Origin of the sequence: Lunatimonas salinarum, from assembly GCF_017811155.1 — a bacterium.
Lineage (GTDB): Bacteria > Bacteroidota > Bacteroidia > Cytophagales > Cyclobacteriaceae > Lunatimonas > Lunatimonas salinarum.
The window spans coordinates 358,327-377,415 of sequence record NZ_JACVCV010000001.1 but is presented as its reverse complement, the minus strand read 5'-3'; the positions used below and the strand labels follow the sequence as shown (position 1 = coordinate 377,415).

17 protein-coding genes are annotated in these 19,089 nt (G+C 46.1%); 8 read left to right on the top strand and 9 right to left on the bottom strand.

The window, feature by feature from the left end:
• Positions 1–13: 13 nt before the first annotated feature.
• From uxuA to IAQ59_RS01530, 3 genes are read right to left on the bottom strand one after another with little or no spacing between them, the layout of a single operon-like run.
• Positions 14–1,207 carry a mannonate dehydratase gene (uxuA, locus tag IAQ59_RS01540; RefSeq protein WP_245189354.1) on the bottom strand — a complete coding sequence of 398 codons (1,194 nt, stop codon included), beginning with the start codon at positions 1,205–1,207 and terminating at the stop codon, positions 14–16.
• Positions 1,204–2,019 (bottom strand): SDR family oxidoreductase, encoded by an 816-nt coding sequence (locus IAQ59_RS01535; RefSeq protein WP_209328992.1) that lies wholly within the window; start codon positions 2,017–2,019, stop codon positions 1,204–1,206. The genes uxuA and IAQ59_RS01535 overlap by 4 nt, the downstream gene beginning before the upstream one ends.
• Before the next feature lie 40 nt (positions 2,020–2,059).
• The gene (locus tag IAQ59_RS01530; RefSeq protein ID WP_209328991.1) at positions 2,060–3,706 is read right to left on the bottom strand and encodes a UxaA family hydrolase; all 1,647 of its coding nucleotides are present in this window, start codon (positions 3,704–3,706) and stop codon (positions 2,060–2,062) included.
• A 127-nt stretch (positions 3,707–3,833) separates the two neighbouring features.
• Between IAQ59_RS01530 and IAQ59_RS01525 the strand changes: the two genes are divergently transcribed.
• The 7 genes from IAQ59_RS01525 (at position 3,834) to IAQ59_RS01495 (ending at position 12,004) form a co-directional block, all read left to right on the top strand.
• A complete protein-coding gene (locus IAQ59_RS01525; protein ID WP_209328990.1) occupies positions 3,834–4,829 on the top strand; it encodes a sugar kinase in 996 nt (331 codons plus the stop codon).
• 143 nt (positions 4,830–4,972) lie between these two features.
• On the top strand, positions 4,973–5,983 hold the full coding sequence (locus IAQ59_RS01520; protein ID WP_209328989.1) for a TRAP transporter substrate-binding protein: 1,011 nt from the start codon (positions 4,973–4,975) through the stop codon (positions 5,981–5,983).
• Positions 5,984–5,988: 5 nt separating this feature from the next.
• The gene (locus IAQ59_RS01515) at positions 5,989–6,477 is read left to right on the top strand and encodes a TRAP transporter small permease (protein ID WP_209328988.1); all 489 of its coding nucleotides are present in this window, start codon (positions 5,989–5,991) and stop codon (positions 6,475–6,477) included.
• 5 nt (positions 6,478–6,482) lie between these two features.
• Positions 6,483–7,778 carry a TRAP transporter large permease gene (locus IAQ59_RS01510; RefSeq protein ID WP_209328987.1) on the top strand — a complete coding sequence of 432 codons (1,296 nt, stop codon included), beginning with the start codon at positions 6,483–6,485 and terminating at the stop codon, positions 7,776–7,778.
• 280 nt (positions 7,779–8,058) lie between these two features.
• Entirely contained in the window at positions 8,059–9,018 is a 960-nt protein-coding gene (locus IAQ59_RS01505) for an aldo/keto reductase (RefSeq protein WP_342450671.1), read from the top strand.
• 76 nt (positions 9,019–9,094) lie between these two features.
• Positions 9,095–10,516, top strand: a complete 1,422-nt coding sequence (locus tag IAQ59_RS01500) for a Glu/Leu/Phe/Val family dehydrogenase (protein WP_209328986.1) — start codon at positions 9,095–9,097, stop codon at positions 10,514–10,516.
• A gap of 135 nt (positions 10,517–10,651) precedes the next feature.
• Positions 10,652–12,004: a D-arabinono-1,4-lactone oxidase gene (locus IAQ59_RS01495; RefSeq protein WP_209328985.1), complete on the top strand. Its 1,353-nt coding sequence runs from the start codon at positions 10,652–10,654 to the stop codon at positions 12,002–12,004.
• Positions 12,005–12,106: 102 nt separating this feature from the next.
• Here IAQ59_RS01495 and IAQ59_RS01490 read toward each other — a convergent pair whose 3' ends face one another.
• The 4 genes from IAQ59_RS01490 to IAQ59_RS01475 all read right to left on the bottom strand — a co-directional run bounded on the left by IAQ59_RS01490 (position 12,107) and on the right by IAQ59_RS01475 (position 15,987).
• Positions 12,107–13,480 carry a Gfo/Idh/MocA family protein gene (locus tag IAQ59_RS01490; RefSeq protein WP_209328984.1) on the bottom strand — a complete coding sequence of 458 codons (1,374 nt, stop codon included), beginning with the start codon at positions 13,478–13,480 and terminating at the stop codon, positions 12,107–12,109.
• Between the two features lie 243 nt (positions 13,481–13,723).
• Complete coding sequence (locus tag IAQ59_RS01485; protein ID WP_209328983.1) at positions 13,724–14,386, bottom strand: bifunctional 4-hydroxy-2-oxoglutarate aldolase/2-dehydro-3-deoxy-phosphogluconate aldolase; 663 nt, start codon at positions 14,384–14,386, stop codon at positions 13,724–13,726.
• 73 nt (positions 14,387–14,459) lie between these two features.
• Positions 14,460–14,915: a NanQ anomerase/TabA/YiaL family protein gene (locus IAQ59_RS01480; protein ID WP_209328982.1), complete on the bottom strand. Its 456-nt coding sequence runs from the start codon at positions 14,913–14,915 to the stop codon at positions 14,460–14,462.
• 46 nt (positions 14,916–14,961) lie between these two features.
• On the bottom strand, positions 14,962–15,987 hold the full coding sequence (locus tag IAQ59_RS01475) for a sugar kinase (RefSeq protein WP_209328981.1): 1,026 nt from the start codon (positions 15,985–15,987) through the stop codon (positions 14,962–14,964).
• Between the two features lie 409 nt (positions 15,988–16,396).
• Here IAQ59_RS01475 and IAQ59_RS01470 point away from each other — a divergent pair, with 409 nt between their 5' ends.
• A complete protein-coding gene (locus IAQ59_RS01470) occupies positions 16,397–17,587 on the top strand; it encodes a glycoside hydrolase family 18 protein (protein ID WP_245189353.1) in 1,191 nt (396 codons plus the stop codon).
• 59 nt (positions 17,588–17,646) lie between these two features.
• Here IAQ59_RS01470 and IAQ59_RS01465 read toward each other — a convergent pair whose 3' ends face one another.
• Positions 17,647–17,841: a cold-shock protein gene (locus IAQ59_RS01465; protein ID WP_010852279.1), complete on the bottom strand. Its 195-nt coding sequence runs from the start codon at positions 17,839–17,841 to the stop codon at positions 17,647–17,649.
• 139 nt (positions 17,842–17,980) lie between these two features.
• Complete coding sequence (gene asnA, locus IAQ59_RS01460) at positions 17,981–19,015, bottom strand: aspartate--ammonia ligase (RefSeq protein ID WP_209328980.1); 1,035 nt, start codon at positions 19,013–19,015, stop codon at positions 17,981–17,983.
• Positions 19,016–19,089: the final 74 nt, after the last annotated feature.

The following is a 19,089-nucleotide window of genomic DNA, read 5'->3' as shown; positions in this document are numbered from 1 at the left end:
TTATTTAAGTCAATTAAATGTTTTTTTCGTTTAATCGGTGGATTAGTGCCCTTTCCACCCCGCGGAGCTCTGCCAAGCCCTTAAGGCGGCCAATGGCCGAATACCCTGGATTGGTTATCTTGGAAAGGTCATCCAGCATCTGATGTCCGTGGTCAGGTCTCATAGGAAGTGACTTTCCCAACCGTTGCTGCAGTAGGACTAATTCTTTTACCACTTCCACCATGGGTACATCTCCTTCCAGGTGATTTGCCTCGTAAAAATTGCCTTCCTCATCTCGCTGCGTACTACGCAGGTGCACAAAATGAAAATGATCACCGTATTTTCTCACCATTTCCGGCAGGTCGTTATCTGCTCTTACGCCTAGTGAACCGGTGCAGAAGGTAAAGCCATTGTGAGGGCTATTATTGCCCTTTAGAATCCGGTCGTAATCTTTGGCCGTACTCACCACTCTTGGCAATCCGAAAATCGGAAATGGCGGATCATCGGGATGGACACAAATAAATACACCGCTTTCTTCGGCAACAGGTATGATCTCGTCCAAAAAGAGCTGTAAATGAAGCGCTAGCTTGTCGGCATCGATACCCGCATAGGTATCTAGTGCCGATTGGAAATCCGCTACGGTATAGCCTTCTTCTGCGCCGGGAAGGCCGGCGATGATTGTATTTACCAGTCGCTCTTTTTCCTCCGTCGTGATTTTTTCCACATAGTTTTTGGCTTTTGCCAGAATGGAAGAGGTGTAATCCTTTTCAGCGCCTTTTCGTTGCAGAATGTGGACGTCAAATGCAGCAAGTTGCGTCATGTCAAATCGAAGTGCTTTTGACCCGTTTTCCAGCGTATACCCCAAATCTGTTCGAGTCCAATCGAGAATTGGCATGAAGTTGTAGCACACCACATGAATGCCTTCTGCACCGAGATTCCGGATGGTTTGCTGGTAGTTTTGGATATGGGTCTGAAAATTACCACTTCGCGTTTTAATATTTTCATGTACCGGAACGCTTTCCACCACCGACCACGTTAAGCCTGCTTTTTCAATCAATTGTTTTCGCTCGCGAATGGACTTCCGGGGCCATTCCGTTCCGTTTGGCAAATTATGCAAAGCAGTTACGATGCCAGAGGCTCCGGACTGACGTATATCGGCTAGGCTAACAGGATCTTTGGGGCCATACCATCTCATGGTCTGCTCCATCATTATGGGGTTATTGCTCATACTCCTGAAAATGCATTGAATCCACCATCTACCTCAATTATCGTTCCAGTGACAAATTTGGAGGCGTCGCTGCACAGGAACTGAATTGCGCCGAATAACTCATCCGGACTTCCAAACCGAGCCATAGGGGTGTTTTGTATAATTAGGTTGCCTCTCTCGGTGAGGGATCCGTCTGGATTGGTCAATAAGGTGCGGTTTTGTTCAGTCAGGAAAAAACCGGGTGCTACCGCATTGACACGCATGCCTTCGCCGTATTTTCTGGCAAATTCGGTCGCAAGCCACTTGGTTAGGTTGTCAACAGCGGCCTTTGCAGAAGCATATCCCATCACACGGGTCATGGGTCTTGTCGCAGCCATGGAAGATATATTTATCACACTGCCAACTTTGGTTTCAGTCATCAGGGGCAAGAATACCTTGGTAGGCAAGAAGGTGCCCATGTAGTTCAGGTCCATGATTTTTCGGACATCATCACCAGACAGATCGGTTAAAAACTGGTTTGGCATGACGACTGCGCCTGGCATATTACCTCCTGCGGCATTGATGAGGACGTCTAAGACTTCGAACGCTTTGCTCAGTTCTCCAAATAGTTCGTTCAGCTGGTCTTCTTGGGTCACATCGGCAATGGCTGGGTGGGCAAAGCCGCCCTCGTCTTTTATCTCTTGTACTAAGGTGTTTACTTTTTCTGGGCTTCTGCCCAAAATAATCACTTGGGCCCCTTCGGAAGCCAGGTGTTTGGCTATAGCTTTGCCCAAAATACCCGTGGCCCCACTGACCATGATTATTTTGTTCTTTACGGAAAATAAGTTAGACATAATTGGGTGTTAGTTCGTATATAAAAACTTCTAGGGTGATTTACAAAGATACGCCTCTTTTCCAAGGTATAAAATCATCTTGGTTTAACTGTACCGCCTTGGGTTTTATTTTACCACTTGCCACTTGAATGATAAATTCCATCATATCGTCGCCAACTTCCTCGATGGTTTTTTCTCCAGACACGATATAGCCCGTATCCACATCAATAATATCGGCCATTCTTTCTGCTAGCTTGTGGTTGGAAGAAACCTTGATTACCGGCGTAATTGGGTTTCCGGTAGGAGTGCCTAGTCCCGTGGTGAACAGGATAATGTTAGCTCCTGATCCGGCCATGGCCGTGGTGCTTTCTACGTCATTTCCCGGCGTACAAAGCAGGTTTAAACCAGGCTTAGTGGCTTGTTCAGTATAGTCTAGGACATCAACAATGGGGGAAGTTCCCCCTTTCTTTGCAGCACCGGCAGACTTGATGGCATCGGTAATCAGCCCATCCTTGATATTGCCGGGTGAGGGGTTCATGTCAAATCCGGAACCGACTGCCTCTGCGCGCGCTGCATAAGCCCGCATCAGGTGTACAAATTTTTCGGCAGCCTCATCGGAAGTACATCGGTTGATCAGTTCTTGTTCAACTCCACATAATTCGGGAAATTCCGACAGCATACTCTTCCCGCCAAGGGCGGCCAGAATATCAGATACATGCCCTAGTGCAGGGTTCGCAGAGATACCAGAAAAGCCATCTGAACCGCCGCACTCCAATCCAATGCTGAGTTGCGAAAGCGGCGCAGGCTTTCTCGCAAGCTTATCCGCTTCTATCAGACCCAAAAAAGTTTCCTGGATCGCGCGCTGAAGAAGGGTTGATTCTGTGCCTTCTCGCTGTTGCTCTAGGATGATTACCGGCTTTTCTGTTTTGGGTTCTATGGCAGCCAATTTCTCTCGTAGAATGGCAGGCTGTGCATTTTGGCAGCCCAAGCTAAGAACAGTGGCCCCCGCCACATTGGGATTGGCAATGTATCCGGCAATCAAGGCGCAAAGGGCTTCGGAATCTTGTCGAATTCCACCGCATCCGCCCTGATGCGTAAGGAATTTGATTCCATCCACATGTTTAAAAATCCTGCTTTCTTCGAATACCTCTAACGCTTCCGGCCCGATGGGCTGCATATGTGCACTACCTGTACTGAGGTATTGGTTCTTCATGCGCCGGACGATACTGGTGTAAGGGTTTGGCTTGGCAAAACCCAATTCTTCAACAAATGCTTGTTTGAGAATATCGATGTTTCGGTTTTCGCAAAAAACCAATGGGACCACGAGCCAATAATTCGCAGTGCCCACCTTTCCATCGGAGCGATGATAGCCCTCGAAGGTTCTGTTTTTCCATTTGCTGACATCAGGTGCATGCCAAGTGGCCATTTCCCGTTTTCCGGTATAGGTAGCTGTAGCATGTGCGATATTCTGCGTGGTAATGGCCTCGCCAGAAGCAATTGGTTTTAGCGCTTTTCCGACGATAATTCCATACATATAGATGTGATCTCCCGGCGAAAAAGCCTTTATTGCAAATTTGTGCTTTGCGTTAACATCGGTGTGCAACGTAAATGTTTGGTTTTCAAATTGAACCTTTTCTCCCTTTTTTAAATCGGCCAAGGCTACCAGTACGTTATCCGCAGGATGTATTTTAAGCACTGTATGTTTCATTTCGTATTTTTGTGTTATATTGAGCAATCGATTGCACAATTTAGGAATAATTCGTTGAAATAAGGTTTCCTGTAAGCTTTTTTTTCGACCGCGTTAGCGTTATCATCTCCTATCTAAATAGAAACAGATGCCCAAAAGAATCATTACGCTTGGCGAGGTTATGATGCGCCTCTCCACTCCTGGACATGAGCGTTTTATTCAAACCCATGATTATGAGGTTCAATATGGTGGTGCAGAAGCAAATGTGGCTGCTTCGTTGGCCTATTGGGATCAGTCGGTAGCCCATGTTTGTGCATTTCCAAACCATGACCTAGGTAAGGCGGGCATCCGTTACTTGCGTGCTGCGGGTATTGATACTTCATTTGTGTTTCTCCGGGAAGGGAGAATGGGCTTGTATTTTTTTGAAAATGGGTCCATGCACCGGTCTTCTAAGATAATTTATGATCGTTTCTATTCTGCCTTTTCCTTATTCGATGGAGCTGAAGTGGACTGGGACCGGGTCTTTGACGGTGCAGACTGGTTCCATTGGACCGGTATCACGCCTGCTATCTCCGAGGCAGCGGCCAATTTGTGTCTCAGCGCAGTGCAGGCCGCGAGAAAGCACGATGTCAAGATCAGCGGTGATATCAATTACCGTAGAAACCTTTGGCAATATGGAAAGTCGCCCCTAGACGTGATGCCAGAACTGATCAGCCACACCGACGTGATCATCGCCGGATTAACGGATCTGGAAAACTGCACGGATATTCACGAGAAGGAGTATGTACAGGCCTGTGCACAGGTGCAAAGACTGTTCCCCACTGTACGCTACCTATCGACTACGCAACGGGAATCCGTAAGTTCTACCCATAATGTCCTGTCTGGGGTGTTGTGGAACGGGCGGGAATTGCTCAGCAGCAGATCCTTTGACATGCCGAATATTGTGGATAGAGTAGGCGGAGGCGATGCCTATATGGCTGGTTTGATATACGGCTTACTGTATATGGATCCTGCAGAAGCATTAAATTATGCGGTTGCAGCTTCCGTACTCAAGCATTCTATCCCCGGTGATGCCAATTTTGTCACGGTAGAAGAAGTAACGCAACTGGTGAAAGGTGAAAATGTGGGAAAGCTATTGCGCTGATCTATAACAAAATAACCGATCTCACTAGAAACTATTTAGTTCGTTTTCAGTAAAAAAATACTATTTAGACGTGAATTTAAGTAGTAATTTTATTGATTTGTATTTTACCCAAATAAATCAGTGGAAATTTAGTTTACCCTAACATGACAACAACCTCAATTAACCAGCTTCCAAGAACTCCTCGTATCCTCGCATGCCTTTGCTTAGGGTTGGTTTTCGTTATGGCTGCCTGTTCCACACCCGGTGGGGTGCGTATTTTAAAACTTGGCCATGGACTCGATACCAGTCACCCGGTTCATGCTGCCATGATTTTCATGGCCGAACGGGTGGAGGAAAAGTCCAACGGAACGATGAAGATACAGGTCTACCCCAATCAGCAGTTAGGTTCAGAGCGGGAACTCGTGGAGCTTTTGCAGATCGGTAGTTTGGCTATGACCAAGGTTTCTACTGCGGCGATGGAGGGCTTTGCGCCGGAAATAAAAGTATTGAGCCAGCCTTATCTTTTTCGGGACGACGAACACCAAGTGAAAGTATTGCAAGGTCCGATCGGTAAGGAGTTATTGGCAGCAGGCGAAAAATACTGGTTTAAGGGACTTTGCTTTTACGATGCTGGAAAGAGGAGTTTTTACACGAAGACTGCGCCCGTGGAGAATCCGGAGGACATCAAAGGCCTTAAAATTAGAGTGATGGAAAGTCCTACGGCTGTGCAGCTGATTCAAAGCTTTGGCGGATCACCTACGCCGGTATCATTTGGTGAATTGTATACTGCGCTTCAGCAGGGTATTGTGGATGGAGCAGAAAACAATCCTCCGAGTTTGTTGACATCCAGGCACTATGAAGTATGTAAATTTTACAGCCTAAACGAACATACTGCGGTACCCGATATGATGATAGTAAGCACCAAAGTTTGGGAAAGGTTGGATGATCAAGAAAGGCAGTGGCTCCAAGAAGCAGCAGACGAGTCAGCCACTTATCAATATAAGCTCTGGGCAGAATCCGTGGAAGAGTCGATGCGAATTTTACAAGAGGCAGGTGTGGAGGTTTCTTACCCGGATAAGGAACCTTTCCGCAAGGCAGTTGAAGGGGTCTATGAGGCGCTTAAGGTGAATGATCCCGAAATGTATGAGCTGGTAGAAAAAATCCGTAGTTATTGAGCCTTATGGAAAAGATTAAAAACAATATAGACCGAATCGTGTCGGTGTTGCTGATCGTCATCATGGCGGTTATGGTGGTCAATGTAACTTGGCAGGTGTTGTCGCGCTACGTTTTTCAATCTCCAAGTTCTTATACAGACGAGCTTTCCAGGTACCTATTGGTTTGGTTGGGTATGTTGGGAGCGGCCTACGTTGCCGGTAAAAACGAACATTTGGCCATTGATATCTACCCTCAAAAGTTACACGGCGCTGCCAAGCGGCGTCTGATGGTATTTATTCACTTGGTTATCGTTTCTTTTGTAGTTCCCGTGATGCTATTAGGTGGGGGTAATTTGGTCTATATCACCTATACATTGCAGCAGAAATCAGCCACACTAGGTCTTCCCTTGGCCTACGTATACGTGATCATTCCTATCAGTGGTTTGCTGGTGCTTTTTTACCAAATCGTTGAAATCAGAAAAATACTTACTCAACCCATCACCCAAAACAGTTAGTTTTCATGGAATATATCAGTGTTGTTATACTCGTTTTAAGCTTCATCACTTTGATGGCTTTGGGGGTGCCGGTAGCTTGGAGCTTGGGCCTGTCCAGTTTTCTCACGCTGACGGTGACCATCGCTACTGTTCCCTCCGCGACCACCATAGCACAGCGGATGGGTACCGGATTGGATAGTTTTTCGCTGCTGGCGATCCCGTTTTTTATACTGGCAGGAGAAATCATGAACAAAGGAGGAATTGCCAACCGATTGATTGATTTAGCAAAGGCTATCACAGGACGTCTTCCTGGTGGGCTGTTGTATGTGAATGTAATTGCGTCCATGCTTTTTGGTGCTATTGCAGGTTCGGCGGTTGCTGCTGCCTCTGCCATAGGCGGTATTTTAGGGCCCCGTATGGAAAAGGAAGGGTATCCCCGTGAGTTAGGTGCGGCCGTAAACATTACCTCCTCCACCACAGGTTTGATTATTCCTCCATCCAATGTGTTGATAGTCTATTCATTGGCAAGTGGGGGGGTATCCATTGCCGCATTGTTTGTTGCCGGATATATACCCGGTATTTTGATCGGACTTCTCTTAATGGTTACAGCCGCAGTCTTCATCAAAAAGCATGACCTGAAGCAGGGTGAAGTGACTTCTATGAAGGAACTGACGAAAAAGTTTTTGGATGCACTTCCCAGTTTGTTTCTATTGGTAGTGGTGATTGGAGGCATTGTGGTGGGGGTTTTTACGGCCACGGAAGCATCTGCCATTGCCGTAGTTTATACCATTATTCTATCGTTTATATACCGGGAAATCAGTCTGAAAGACCTGCCAAAAATATTGCTAAAATCATCGGAGACTACCTCCATCGTGATGCTGTTGATAGCCACTTCGATGAGTATGTCATGGGCCATGTCCAGTGAAAACATTCCTCAGTCAATTAGCGCGACCTTGCTGGCACTCAGTGACAATAAGTTTGTAATATTGATTATCATCAATTTGATTTTGTTGTTTGTGGGGACCTTTATGGATATGACGCCTGCGGTTCTGATCTTTACACCGATCTTTTTGCCTGCGGTAGTCTCTTTGGGGATAGATCCCGTTCATTTTGGGATTATGATGGTACTTAACCTGTGCATAGGCGTTTGTACACCGCCGGTGGGCTCGGTACTCTTCGTTGGTGTTGGTGTGGCCAAGACCAGTATTGCTAAGGTGTTTTTGCCCTTGCTGCCCTTTTTTATCACGATGATTATTGGGTTGCTGATCATTACGCTTTTCCCGGAGCTTACGCTTTGGCTACCTCGTGTATTTGGTCTATAGGAATTTTGACTACTTTAGATGATGCAAGAAATCCCGTGAATAGCGGGATTTTTTTGTTTGTGAAAGGCGAGTGGCATAAACGCCTTAAGTTTCTATTTCTTTTGGGTCATTTTTATTACCTTCATCAGCGTAAAACAGGGTGCCTTTGCCATTGCGGCATATAACCAAACGGCTGTTTTTTCGTTCCTAGCAACAGGTCTTTACTCCGTTTTGGGCTGTTTTGGGGGCTTTTCAGTGACGATTAATTAGTTGAATAAATAGCAAACTATATACGTACAACATGATGAATTATTTGACTTTTGCAAATGGGGACAAAATGCCCTCGGTAGGGTTGGGGACATGGAAATCAGCACCTGGTGAAGTATACCAAGCTGTACTCTGGGCACTGGAGGCGGGATACCGCCACATTGATTGCGCGGCCATCTATCAAAATGAAAAGGAAGTAGGAGAGGCACTCTCGAAAGCTTTTGCAGATGGATTGGTGAGCAGGGATGATATTTTTGTCACCTCGAAGTTATGGAATAATGCCCACCTGGAAGGGGATGTAGCCGGAGGGCTGAGCCGTACGTTGGCAGACCTTCAGTTAGCATACTTGGATTTATACTTGATTCACTGGCCGGTGGCATTGAAATCGCATGTTTTATTTCCAAAGGAAGGCAGTGATTACCTTTCTTACCAAGAAGCACCCCTGTCTGGCACATGGAAGGGCATGGTGAAGGAAAAGCATGCTGGCCGGGTCAGACACATCGGTGTTTCCAATTTTAATATCGAAAAATTGACCGAACTTTGGGAGTCATCTGAGGTCAAACCGGAAATGAATCAGATCGAATCGCATCCCTACCTTAGACAAGACAAGCTGGTGGGTTATTGTAAGCAACGAAACATCTTGCTTACAGCTTACTCTCCGTTAGGGTCTGCCGACCGCCCAAAAGCTAGGAGGAAGGCGGACGACCCGGTTCTATTGGAGGACGCGCATGTCGCAGAAATTGCCAAGAAGCACGATGTAAGTGCGGCTCAGGTATTGATTGCCTATGCATTGCACCGCGGCATGGCGGTAATTCCAAAATCGGTAAACAGGGAGCGGATCTCGCAGAACTTGGCAGCAAAGGATTTGCTGCTAGAAGACGAGGATTTGAGGCTGTTAAATGGAATGTCCGACCAATTTAGGTTTGTGGATGGAACCTTCTTTACCGAAGTACCGGGCAGTCCGTACGCTCAATCAGACTTGTGGGAACAGTAGGTTGGTTTCCAATCTCTTACATTTGAGTCTTTTCTATTCAAGTAAGAAACATTCTTTAATTTAAACCGAACCAATTATGTCAGAAGAAAATGAAGCGTATAGTTTATTCGATGATGTGTGCATGGCAGTGGACAATGCCGCCGCTCATATGGACATTCATCCAGGCTTGCTGGAACAGATAAAGGCCTGCAATGCCATCTATAAATTTAATTTTCCGATTCGTAATGACGACGGAACCTATCAAGTACTGAAGGGCTATAGGATTCAGCATTCCCATCATAAACTTCCCGTGAAGGGCGGTATTCGTTTCAGCAGCTACGTTAATGAAGAAGAAGTAAAGGGCTTGGCGGCACTGATGACCTATAAGTGTGCCCTTGTAAATATACCCTTTGGTGGTGCCAAAGGGGGTGTTAGTATCGACCCAACCAAATACAATGTTTCCCAGCTGGAGCGTATCACCCGTAGATATACGTCTGAACTGATAAAGAAAAACTTTATAGGTCCCGCTATCGATGTGCCGGCACCCGATTATGGAACCGGTGCGAGAGAGATGTCTTGGATTGTAGATACCTTTGAAGCATTTAATCCAAACGTGATCAATGCGAAGGGTTGTGTAACCGGAAAGCCGCTTTCACAGCACGGGATTGATGGACGTACGGAGGCTACAGGTATGGGAGTTTTCTTTGGCATACGAGAGGCGGTTAGTGTGAAGGAGGACATGGATGCGCTGGGTTTGACCACAGGGCTTCGAGGAAAGAAGGTAATTATACAAGGTTTTGGTAACGTGGGATATCATTCTGCAAAATATTTATCTGAGGCCGGTGCGTTGATCATCGGAATAGCAGAGTACAATGGGGGCATATACGACGAGGAAGGTATAGACCTGGAAGCGCTGAAGGCTTTCCAGGTAAAAAACAGGGGCTTTAAAAGCTATCATAAAGGAGAGTTTATTTCCGAAGCAAATTCACTTTTGACCTACCCCTGTGATATTTTGGTTCCTGCGGCACTGGAAAATCAGATCACGGGAGAAAATGCGGGTGACATCAAGGCCAAAATCATCGGAGAGGCAGCCAATGGGCCGGTGACACAGGAAGCGGAGAAAATTTTGGCGCAAAAGAATGTGATGATTATTCCGGATATGTACCTGAACGCAGGGGGGGTTACGGTCTCTTATTTTGAGTGGTTGAAGAATCTCTCTCGGGTTTCGTTTGGGAAATTGGAAAAGCGGTATGACATGAAGAAGTTTGATGCACTGCTAGAAAGTATTGAAAACGCTACTGGAGATACGTTCACCGAGGCTCAAAAGGAACTCATTGTGAAGGGCGCCAGCGAAAGGGACTTGGTGGTTTCGGGTTTAGAAGAAACCATGGTGACGGCTTACCATGAAATGAACAAAACCCGAAAGGAAAAAAATATAGAGAGCCTTAGGACAGCAGGTTTCATCCTTGCACTAGAGAGAATTGCCGTTAGTTACATGGATTTGGGTATTTTCCCCTAATGGCAATGAAACCTCATGAAATCGAGCACGACGCAAGCGACACACGGAGGGACGCTCCGATAGTTATTGGGGGATTCGTGCGACCTGCCGGTAGGCAGGGATTCTATGTGGCAACTGAAAAACAATTATTGACACATGAAGAAGAGAGACTTTCTGAAGACTTCCGGTGTGGTATTGGCCGGAAAAAGCTTGCTGCCGATGGTGTCCTGTAGTGGTGGTAAACAACTTGCCCCTAGGGCAAACTGGGCTGGTAACCTCGTTTACGCTGCTTCTGGACTGGAGCAACCGGTTGATCTCACTTCACTACAGAAGGTTCTCAGAGAGCAGGCACACCTCCGCGTGCTTGGGACTAGGCACTCGTTTAACAGCATAGCCGACACGCCGCACCGACAGCTTTCCATGGATGCATGGGAGGATCATATCGCCATTTCACCGGCGGATAATACCGTAACGGTCAATGGAGCAATCCAATATGGGGTATTGGCTTCGGCACTTCATGAGGCAGGTTTTGCATTGCACAATTTGGCGTCTCTTCCTCATATTTCTGTAGCAGGAGCGTGTGCGACCGGAACCCATGGCTCTGGTGATAAAAATGGAAACCTGCCGTCTATCGTTGTTGGGCTAGACTTGGTTACTGCTAATGGGGAATCGGTGCATGCGTCGGTAGAAAAGCATCCGGATCGGTTTTACGGCATGGTAGTTAATTTGGGAGCATTAGGGGTAGTGCAACGATTAACCTTGAGGATAGAGCCTACCTTTAATGTCTGCCAGTTTGTATACGAGGATCTACCCCTAGACTCGCTAAGCGAGCATTTTCAGGAGGTATTTTCAAGTGGGTACAGTGTCAGCCTATTTACTGACTGGCAGGGGCGAAGCATCAATCAGGTTTGGCTGAAGTTGCGAATCGAATCTATGCAGATTCCTCGGGTATCGGAGGATTTTTATGGGGCAACACTCGCGCAAAGCCATCTACATCCCATTCGTGAGATATCTTCGGTAAATTGTACCGAACAAATGGGGATTCCCGGTCCTTGGCACCTGAGGTTACCCCATTTCAAAATGGAGTTTACACCATCTAGTGGAGCAGAACTACAGTCTGAATATTTTGTACCGAGGGATCATGCGGTAGAGGCCATACAGGCGTTGTACGATTTGGGGCCCGATATTTACCCCTATCTTTTGATTTCCGAAATCAGATCCATTGCAGCAGATAGTCTTTGGATGAGTCCGGCCTATGGTAGAGACAGCATCGCACTACATTTTACCTGGAAGCCCGACTGGGAGAACGTGCAGAAGCTGCTGCCCAAGATTGAAAGTCGATTGAAGCCGTTCGGGGTTCGCCCGCACTGGGGGAAACTGTTTACGTTGGATGCATCGGATATAGCTGCGCAATATGAGCGATTAGGGGATTTTCAGGACCTTATCAAAGCCTACGACCCGACAGGAAAGTTCAAAAATGAGTTTATTGCCCGCAATTTATCCATATAATTGAAGAGTGAGTGGAAGGCCCCTACGTTGGCTTGCTAAAATAGAAAGGGGTTGGTACTTTACCTACCCCCCCTTTATTTGATGTTTTTTGGGTGCCTTGTTTTACACCAGGTATTTTCTGTATAAAGCCCCCCAAGGTTCTCTCATCTGTCGATGTAGAAATTGATTGGCAGCAAAGTTATTGGGAAAGCGCTCAGCTACTGGATCCCATTCCAAGTCTCGGTTTAGCATCATAGCGATGTTTCCTAAGTGTGAAATGGTAATCGAACGATGTCCAACTTCGCAGGGAGCGACTGTTTCTTCTCTGGAAATAACGCAGTCTATGAAATTTCGGTAATGGTTGTCGCTTTTATATAGATTTATCTCACCCGGGCTTATAACCGTGTCATCTAGCTTTTCGGGGGTGACTTTATATTTTCCTCTTGTAACCCACGCTTTTCCCTCGGAACCAATAAACGTCACTCCCTGTTCGGCCTCGTTGGTAACGATCAGTTTGACGCCATTTTCATAAATACACTCAAAGTAAAACTCCGTAGCCGTGTTCCAAACCGGATGGTCTGACCAGACGGAGGATGGATTTTGGATTTTTACCGGTCCGGTATGGTCCATTCCCAAACCCCACTGGGCGATGTCCGGATGATGTCCTCCCCAGTCCGTCACCATGCCTCCGGAGTAATCAAGATTCCATCGGTAATTGACGTGTGTTCTGGAAGGAGAATAGGGCGCTTCGGGAGCAGGTCCCAGCCAAGTGTCGTAGTCAAAGTCTTTTGGAACAGGGACAGTCTCCGTCAGATGGCCGGTTTTTCCAAAGTCGGGCGTGCCACCGGGCAAGCCACAAATGACCGTTTGCAGCTTTCCGATGCGACCATTTCTGACCAGTTCACACACCCGGCGGAATTCCTTTCCGGAGCGTTGCTGACTACCTGTTTGAAAAACAATGCCATATTTTTTGACAGCGTCGGCCATTGCCCTGCCTTCACTGACTGTCAGCGTGAGTGGTTTTTGGCAATAAATGTCCTTTTTGTTCGCAGCGGCCATTAATACAGGGATAGCATGCCAGTGGTCTGGAGTGACTACTTCCACCGCATCGACGTTTTTGGCTTCCAAAACCTCCCGAAAGTCCAATACGCCCTTGGTGGATTTGAATTTTTTGCCATGCTTTTCACTGTAGAAGTCATCTACCATCTTCATGATAAATTCCCTGCCGGCTACCTTTCCGTTCCAATAGCCGGAACTTTCCTTGTTGATGTCGCATATGGTGGTAATCTGTACCCGTGGATCATCTAAAAATCCGCGCGCATCATTTCCGGCCTGGTTTCCAGCTCCGATAAAGGCAAGGTTTATCCGATCAGATGGTGCTACAAATCCATTTTTTCCCAGTGCGGAACCGGGTATGATGGTGGGAACTGCCAATGCACTTGCTGTCAATACGCCCAATTGCTTGACAAATGTCCTCCGAGGGGTGGTTGGGTTCATGAGTTTATGGAATAGTGTGTTTTTGAAAACTCAATGTACCTATTTTCGCCCAAAAGTAGCCCATAGATGATTCCAAAAATGCGCATTTCTGTCAAAAAATCCCCAATAGGCTCCTTAGTCGGAATGGCTTAATGCGAAGCATACTAACAAGGAATTGTGGTTCTTTGAGAAATTTACTGCGTAAAAAAAAAGAGGTCCAACAGCAGGGCCTCTTTTTTCGATGTCATATACGGATTGAGCCGTTTACCCCTTGATATCTTTAATGGTATCAATGGCTTGTTTGGTCATTTCCTGAATTTTGGTGTAATTCTTGGCTTCCAGCAGGGGCTTGCTCACCAGTTTACTACCCATTCCTACGGCACAGACACCCGCCTTAAACCATGACGCCAAATTATCTCTATCCAAGGAAACGCCGCCAGTGGGCATAAACAGCAAATCAGGGAACAGGGCCTTAATAGAAGACAAGAATCCAGGGCCTAGAAGATCTCCCGGGAATAGCTTGATCAATTTCGCACCCAAATTTTCTGCGGCGATGATCTCTGATGGAGTCATGCAACCAGGCACCCAAAGCATACCGTGATCGTCTACCACCTTAGCTACTTCGGGGATCGTTCCCGGACAGATGATGTAATCTGCACCCGCTTCAATATAGGTTTTCGCCTGTTGGGCATTTTTAATGGTTCCGATCCCCAGGTAAAGATCTTTCATCTCCCGGTCACGAAGCTCCTTCATTTTTTTAAAATTTTCCAATGCCGCAGCTCCTCGGTTAGTGTATTCCACCATCCGTATACCGGAGGCATATAACGCCTTGAGTACTTCCAAACTCACTTCTGCGTCTTTGTCGAAGTAAAGCGGCAAAATGCCCTGCTCGGGCAACATTTTTAGCAGATCTTCTTTCAGTGCCATATTTATTCATTTTACGCCTCTATCAACTCCTTGTTACAGAGTAGGGAGGATCTGATTATTATCGCCTTAGGGGCTACTGTTTAACTTTTATTACCAACTTGCTGACCGTGCCTTCTCCAATCATTGGTGCATGGACATCCTCAGGAAATAGGATGGCAAACTGTCCTTCTCCGAGCTGAAAATACATATCAGGCTGATCGCTGTAATAGCTGACGTCTTTTTCTGGGTTGTATTCCCCTTTTAACGACTTACAAGCCTGTCGGGATTTCCAACCAATGGTTTCTTTTCCCGATACGCACAGTTGAATGTCGATATTCTTATCGTGGCATTCAAATTTCGCCAAGGAATCTGCTTGCGTTTTCAACGGGGCATCCACGAAAGCGATGGCTTTCAGGCCATCACCTGAGATGTCAGATTTGCCCGGTGCCAAGTTATGCAGGTCTTGGGCTGCGATATATTCAAACGCTTGTTTGAAAAGGGGATGCACCCCGTAATAGCGGGAAGCATTGGACAAAGAGTCGATGATCATAGTGCGAAATCGTAACGAGGATTAGTTAGATGAAGATGGGAAGCCCTTATCGCTGAACCCTACCACTTGCGTCGCCTTCCATAAGTACTTTAACCTCACTCAGGGTGGCATGGTTCATGTCTCCAGGGAAGGTATGCTTCAATGCAGAGGCAGCTACCGCAAATTCAGTAGCATCGCTCATTTTCATGCCAGAAATCAGTCCATAAATCAATCCACTGGCAAAGGAATCTCCGCCACCTACCCTATCCACGATTCGGATATCGTATTTCTTTGAGTGGTAGAACTCCGTTCCATCGTATACCAGGGCACTCCATCCGTTGTCAGAAGCACTGTAGCTTTCACGTAGGGTGGATGCAATGTATTTGAAGTTAAACTTATCCTTCATTTGCTTGAATACATCCTTGTAGCCTTCTAGATTCAATTCGCCTTTTGTGACGTCCGTCTCTTTGCTGTGAAATCCAAGGGTTGTTTCAGCGTCTTCTTCGTTGCCAATACAAACATCTACGTACTGGCAAAGCCTGGTCATCACTTCGCGAGCCTTTTCCTTGCTCCATAATTTTTTGCGGTAGTTAAGGTCTATCGAAGTTGTCAAGCCCTTGGCTTTGGCTGCTTTAAGGGCTGCCTCAGTGAGGGCTGCGGCTTTGTCGCTTAGTGCAGGGGTAATGCCGGTGGTATGAAACCATACCGCTCCATCAAATATCTTATCAAAGTCGAACTCGCTGATATCCACGTCTGCAATAGAAGCATCTGCACGGTCATAGACCACCTGGGAAGCTCGCATAGAAGCGCCAGTTTCCAGAAAGTAAATCCCCAACCTTTTTCCTCCTCTTGCCACGAACTGTGTATCGACTCCGAATCTCCTTAGGTGATTGATGGCCGACTGGCCAATGGGGTTGTCTGGAACTTTTGATACAAAGGTTCCCTGCAGTCCATAATTGCACAGGGCAGCGGCCACGTTAGCTTCTCCACCTCCATAAGTTACATCGAACGTATCTGACTGAACAAATCTTTTGAAGTCAGGAGTAGACAGACGGAGCATGATTTCACCAAGCGTTACGACTTTTTTTGACATGATTGTTTTGTTAGTTTAATTGAAAATAGTTTCAGTGCTAGCGTTAATGAGTATCTCTTCATAGCATAGAAGGCCACCGCTTTTTTAAAAAAGAAGATAGTCCCTTTCTACAGAAAGTAAGAGCATCGGTGTTGTCAGTGGTTCGAGGCTAAGATTTTTAAAAATTTGCACCTCCTAACCCCCGGTTTTTTTAAACAAGACTACAGCTTTATTTCGAAAAAACCAAATATCCTGGTAGTCTTCGGTGTATGTGTTTTAAAATCAGTTTTTTAGATCATAGCGGCCTTTCATAAGAGAGAATCAGAACCATTTTATAGCTGATTTTGTCAGTAGTGGTTTTTCAGGCCTTAAGGAATGCTTGGTTTTGCCCAAATAGTTGTAAATTCCATGCGTAATCAACAAAGGGAATATGAACCGTATTTTACAGATAATAGGATTTGCATTTGCTATTCCATTAGTGCTCTCTTGTGGCCGCCCAGACGGAGAAGTTGAGGTCAACTCGGACTCAGAGCTGATGGTGATGGCGTATTATTATGCCAGTTGGCGAAATGCGGAAGTTGATGAGCTGCCTTTTGACAAGTTGACCCATATCATATATTCCTTTACCGAGGTGATCGGTGATGAGATGAAATTTAAAAATGATTCGTCGGCTATCATTCTCCAAAAGTTGGTGGAAAAAAGGTCGAGTTACCCCCATTTAAAAGTGATGATTGCCTGCGGTGGCTGGGGTGGTTCAGGTGGATTTTCTGAAATGGCCAACGATCCGGAGAGGCGCCGACGATTTGTATCTTCTGTTGTGGATTTTCAGCGTGAACATAAGTTGGATGGCGTGGATATAGATTGGGAATACCCCGGATTACCGGGAATTGGCAATCCTCATATCCCAGAGGACAAGGAAAATTTCACGCTATTGATGGCAGATCTCCGGAAAGCGCTTGATGAACTTGAGCAACCTCAGTTGCTGACATTTGCCGCTGCTGGGTGGGAGCGTTTTTTTGATCATATCGAATTAAAGGAAGTGATGCGCCACGTGGATTATATGAATCTGATGACCTACGATCTCTCAGGTGGTGGAGATAAGTTCACGATGCATCACACGAATTTGGGAGCGTTGAGCATGAGGGACTTGGAAGGAACTCCCGCTGGAGAGCACCTAAAGGAGAGGGGCGATCCCAGCAGGCCTTATTCAGCTGAAAAAATAATAAGGTATTGCATGGATAGAGGGATTGATCCCGGTCAACTGGTAATTGGAGCGGCATTTTATGGCAAGGGATGGGTTGGTGTTCCGCCCGCTAACAACGGTCTTTTCCAAGGAAACCGCGGTCCGTGGCCCGGCAGGGGCAGCTACGCTGCGATTCGGGAAACGATGGAAGGAAAGGGTGGTTTTGAAAGACATTGGGATGAAAAGGCCCTAGCCCCTTACTTATACCACCCAAGGGATAGTGTTTTCATCACTTACGAAGATACCGTTTCCATTCGCCTCAAAACCCGCTATGCAGTGGATGAAGGGTTAGGTGGAATCATGTTTTGGCAATTGGGAAGTGATGCCAAGGAAGACGGGTTGCTAGATGCGATCTATCGGGAGAAATCCAAACCTTGAGCAAATAAAAAAAGCGGCTTTTGAAGCCGCTTTTTTTAAACTGATTGTCAATGATATGATTAGCTAACCACTTTCACATTCACAGCATTCAGACCTTTTCTTCCTTCTTTGAGGTCGAAAGTAACATCGTCGTCTTCTCTGATTTCGTCGATTAGACCAGATACATGCACAAAGTACTCTTTTGATGACTCGTCGTCAATGATAAATCCGAATCCTTTAGATTCGTTAAAAAATTTTACTTTTCCTGTGTTCATAATAGTAATATAAATTGATAGTATTAACTGCGATAAAGGTAGGGATTCTTTTTGTAAATGAAACTATTTATTTGAATTATTTTTTGAAAAAGAATTGCTGGCCAAATATATCTAACGAAAGGCCATCCTTCTCGGAAACTCACATCAGGTGTATACTTGCAAGTTTGCACTTTCGCTGTTCCTCGGCAGGCCATATTCCACATTGAACCTCTCCTATGTGAATTTTCCGAAGTAGGAACATGCAGGTTCTTGATTGGCCAATTCCCCCTCCAATGCTTTCCGGCAACTCATTGTTGATCAGTTTCTGATGGAAAAATAATCTTGTCCGTTCAGTGGATCCTGTCATTTCCAATTGCCGCAACAGGGTGGGTTTGTCTACTCTTATGCCCATAGATGACAGCTCAAATGAGCGTTCCAGGACTGGATTCCAAACGAGCAGATCACCATTTAGGCCTAAGAATCCGTCCTCGTTTTCACTACTCCAGTCATCGTAGTCCGGCGCCCTGCCGTCGTGGGGTTCGCCGTTGCTCAGTTTGCCTCCTATGCCGATGATGAACACAGCACCTACTTCTTTGGCAATTGCGTCTTCCCTTTGTTTGGGACTTAATCCAGGGTATTTCCTTAATAATGTTTCAGATTCGATAAAGGTGATTTCCTTGGGCAGTTGTGGAGTAAGATCCGGAAACTCCTGAAACAATAGCTGCTCTGTGTCTAAAAACGTCTGGTAAATTGCATCTACCGTCTGTTTCAAATAGGCAAGCTTACGCATCGAAAGCGTGATCCTTTTTTCCCAATCCCATTGATCCACATAAAGGGAGTGGATGGCCGAGTAGTCCTCGTCAGGACGAAGTGCGCGCATGTCGGTGATTACACCTTCTTCTATGTCCACATCCAACTCGGCTAGTTGCCAGCGCTTCCATTTTGCCAATGACTGCACGACAACGGCTGATGCGTCCTGTTGATTTTTTATGGGAAAGCGCACGGGCCTTTCGATGCCATTTAGGTCGTCGTTGATCCCTGTGCCATCCATGATCACTAGCGGACAGGAAATCTTAAATAGATTAAGCTTTTCAGCCAGAATTACAGGAAATCTGGTCTTTATCAGGTCGATGGCTTTCTCAGTCTCCCGTCTGTTAAGAATACTTTTATACGTCAACTCGCTCAATACAGTCATGAATAGTGAAATTGGTACCTAAATTCAAAACTCCCTACAGGGGTTTCAGGACCCAATAATAAGTAAAAGATAGT

Coding starts and splice junctions, on each gene's coding strand:
- uxuA (WP_245189354.1), bottom strand. CDS start 1,207: ATGAGCAATAACCCCATAATGATGGAGCAGACCATGAGATGGTATGGC.
- IAQ59_RS01535 (WP_209328992.1), bottom strand. CDS start 2,019: ATGTCTAACTTATTTTCCGTAAAGAACAAAATAATCATGGTCAGTGGG.
- IAQ59_RS01530 (WP_209328991.1), bottom strand. CDS start 3,706: ATGAAACATACAGTGCTTAAAATACATCCTGCGGATAACGTACTGGTA.
- IAQ59_RS01525 (WP_209328990.1), top strand. CDS start 3,834: ATGCCCAAAAGAATCATTACGCTTGGCGAGGTTATGATGCGCCTCTCC.
- IAQ59_RS01520 (WP_209328989.1), top strand. CDS start 4,973: ATGACAACAACCTCAATTAACCAGCTTCCAAGAACTCCTCGTATCCTC.
- IAQ59_RS01515 (WP_209328988.1), top strand. CDS start 5,989: ATGGAAAAGATTAAAAACAATATAGACCGAATCGTGTCGGTGTTGCTG.
- IAQ59_RS01510 (WP_209328987.1), top strand. CDS start 6,483: ATGGAATATATCAGTGTTGTTATACTCGTTTTAAGCTTCATCACTTTG.
- IAQ59_RS01505 (WP_342450671.1), top strand. CDS start 8,059: ATGATGAATTATTTGACTTTTGCAAATGGGGACAAAATGCCCTCGGTA.
- IAQ59_RS01500 (WP_209328986.1), top strand. CDS start 9,095: ATGTCAGAAGAAAATGAAGCGTATAGTTTATTCGATGATGTGTGCATG.
- IAQ59_RS01495 (WP_209328985.1), top strand. CDS start 10,652: ATGAAGAAGAGAGACTTTCTGAAGACTTCCGGTGTGGTATTGGCCGGA.
- IAQ59_RS01490 (WP_209328984.1), bottom strand. CDS start 13,480: ATGAACCCAACCACCCCTCGGAGGACATTTGTCAAGCAATTGGGCGTA.
- IAQ59_RS01485 (WP_209328983.1), bottom strand. CDS start 14,386: ATGGCACTGAAAGAAGATCTGCTAAAAATGTTGCCCGAGCAGGGCATT.
- IAQ59_RS01480 (WP_209328982.1), bottom strand. CDS start 14,915: ATGATCATCGACTCTTTGTCCAATGCTTCCCGCTATTACGGGGTGCAT.
- IAQ59_RS01475 (WP_209328981.1), bottom strand. CDS start 15,987: ATGTCAAAAAAAGTCGTAACGCTTGGTGAAATCATGCTCCGTCTGTCT.
- IAQ59_RS01470 (WP_245189353.1), top strand. CDS start 16,397: ATGAACCGTATTTTACAGATAATAGGATTTGCATTTGCTATTCCATTA.
- IAQ59_RS01465 (WP_010852279.1), bottom strand. CDS start 17,841: ATGAACACAGGAAAAGTAAAATTTTTTAACGAATCTAAAGGATTCGGA.
- asnA (WP_209328980.1), bottom strand. CDS start 19,015: ATGACTGTATTGAGCGAGTTGACGTATAAAAGTATTCTTAACAGACGG.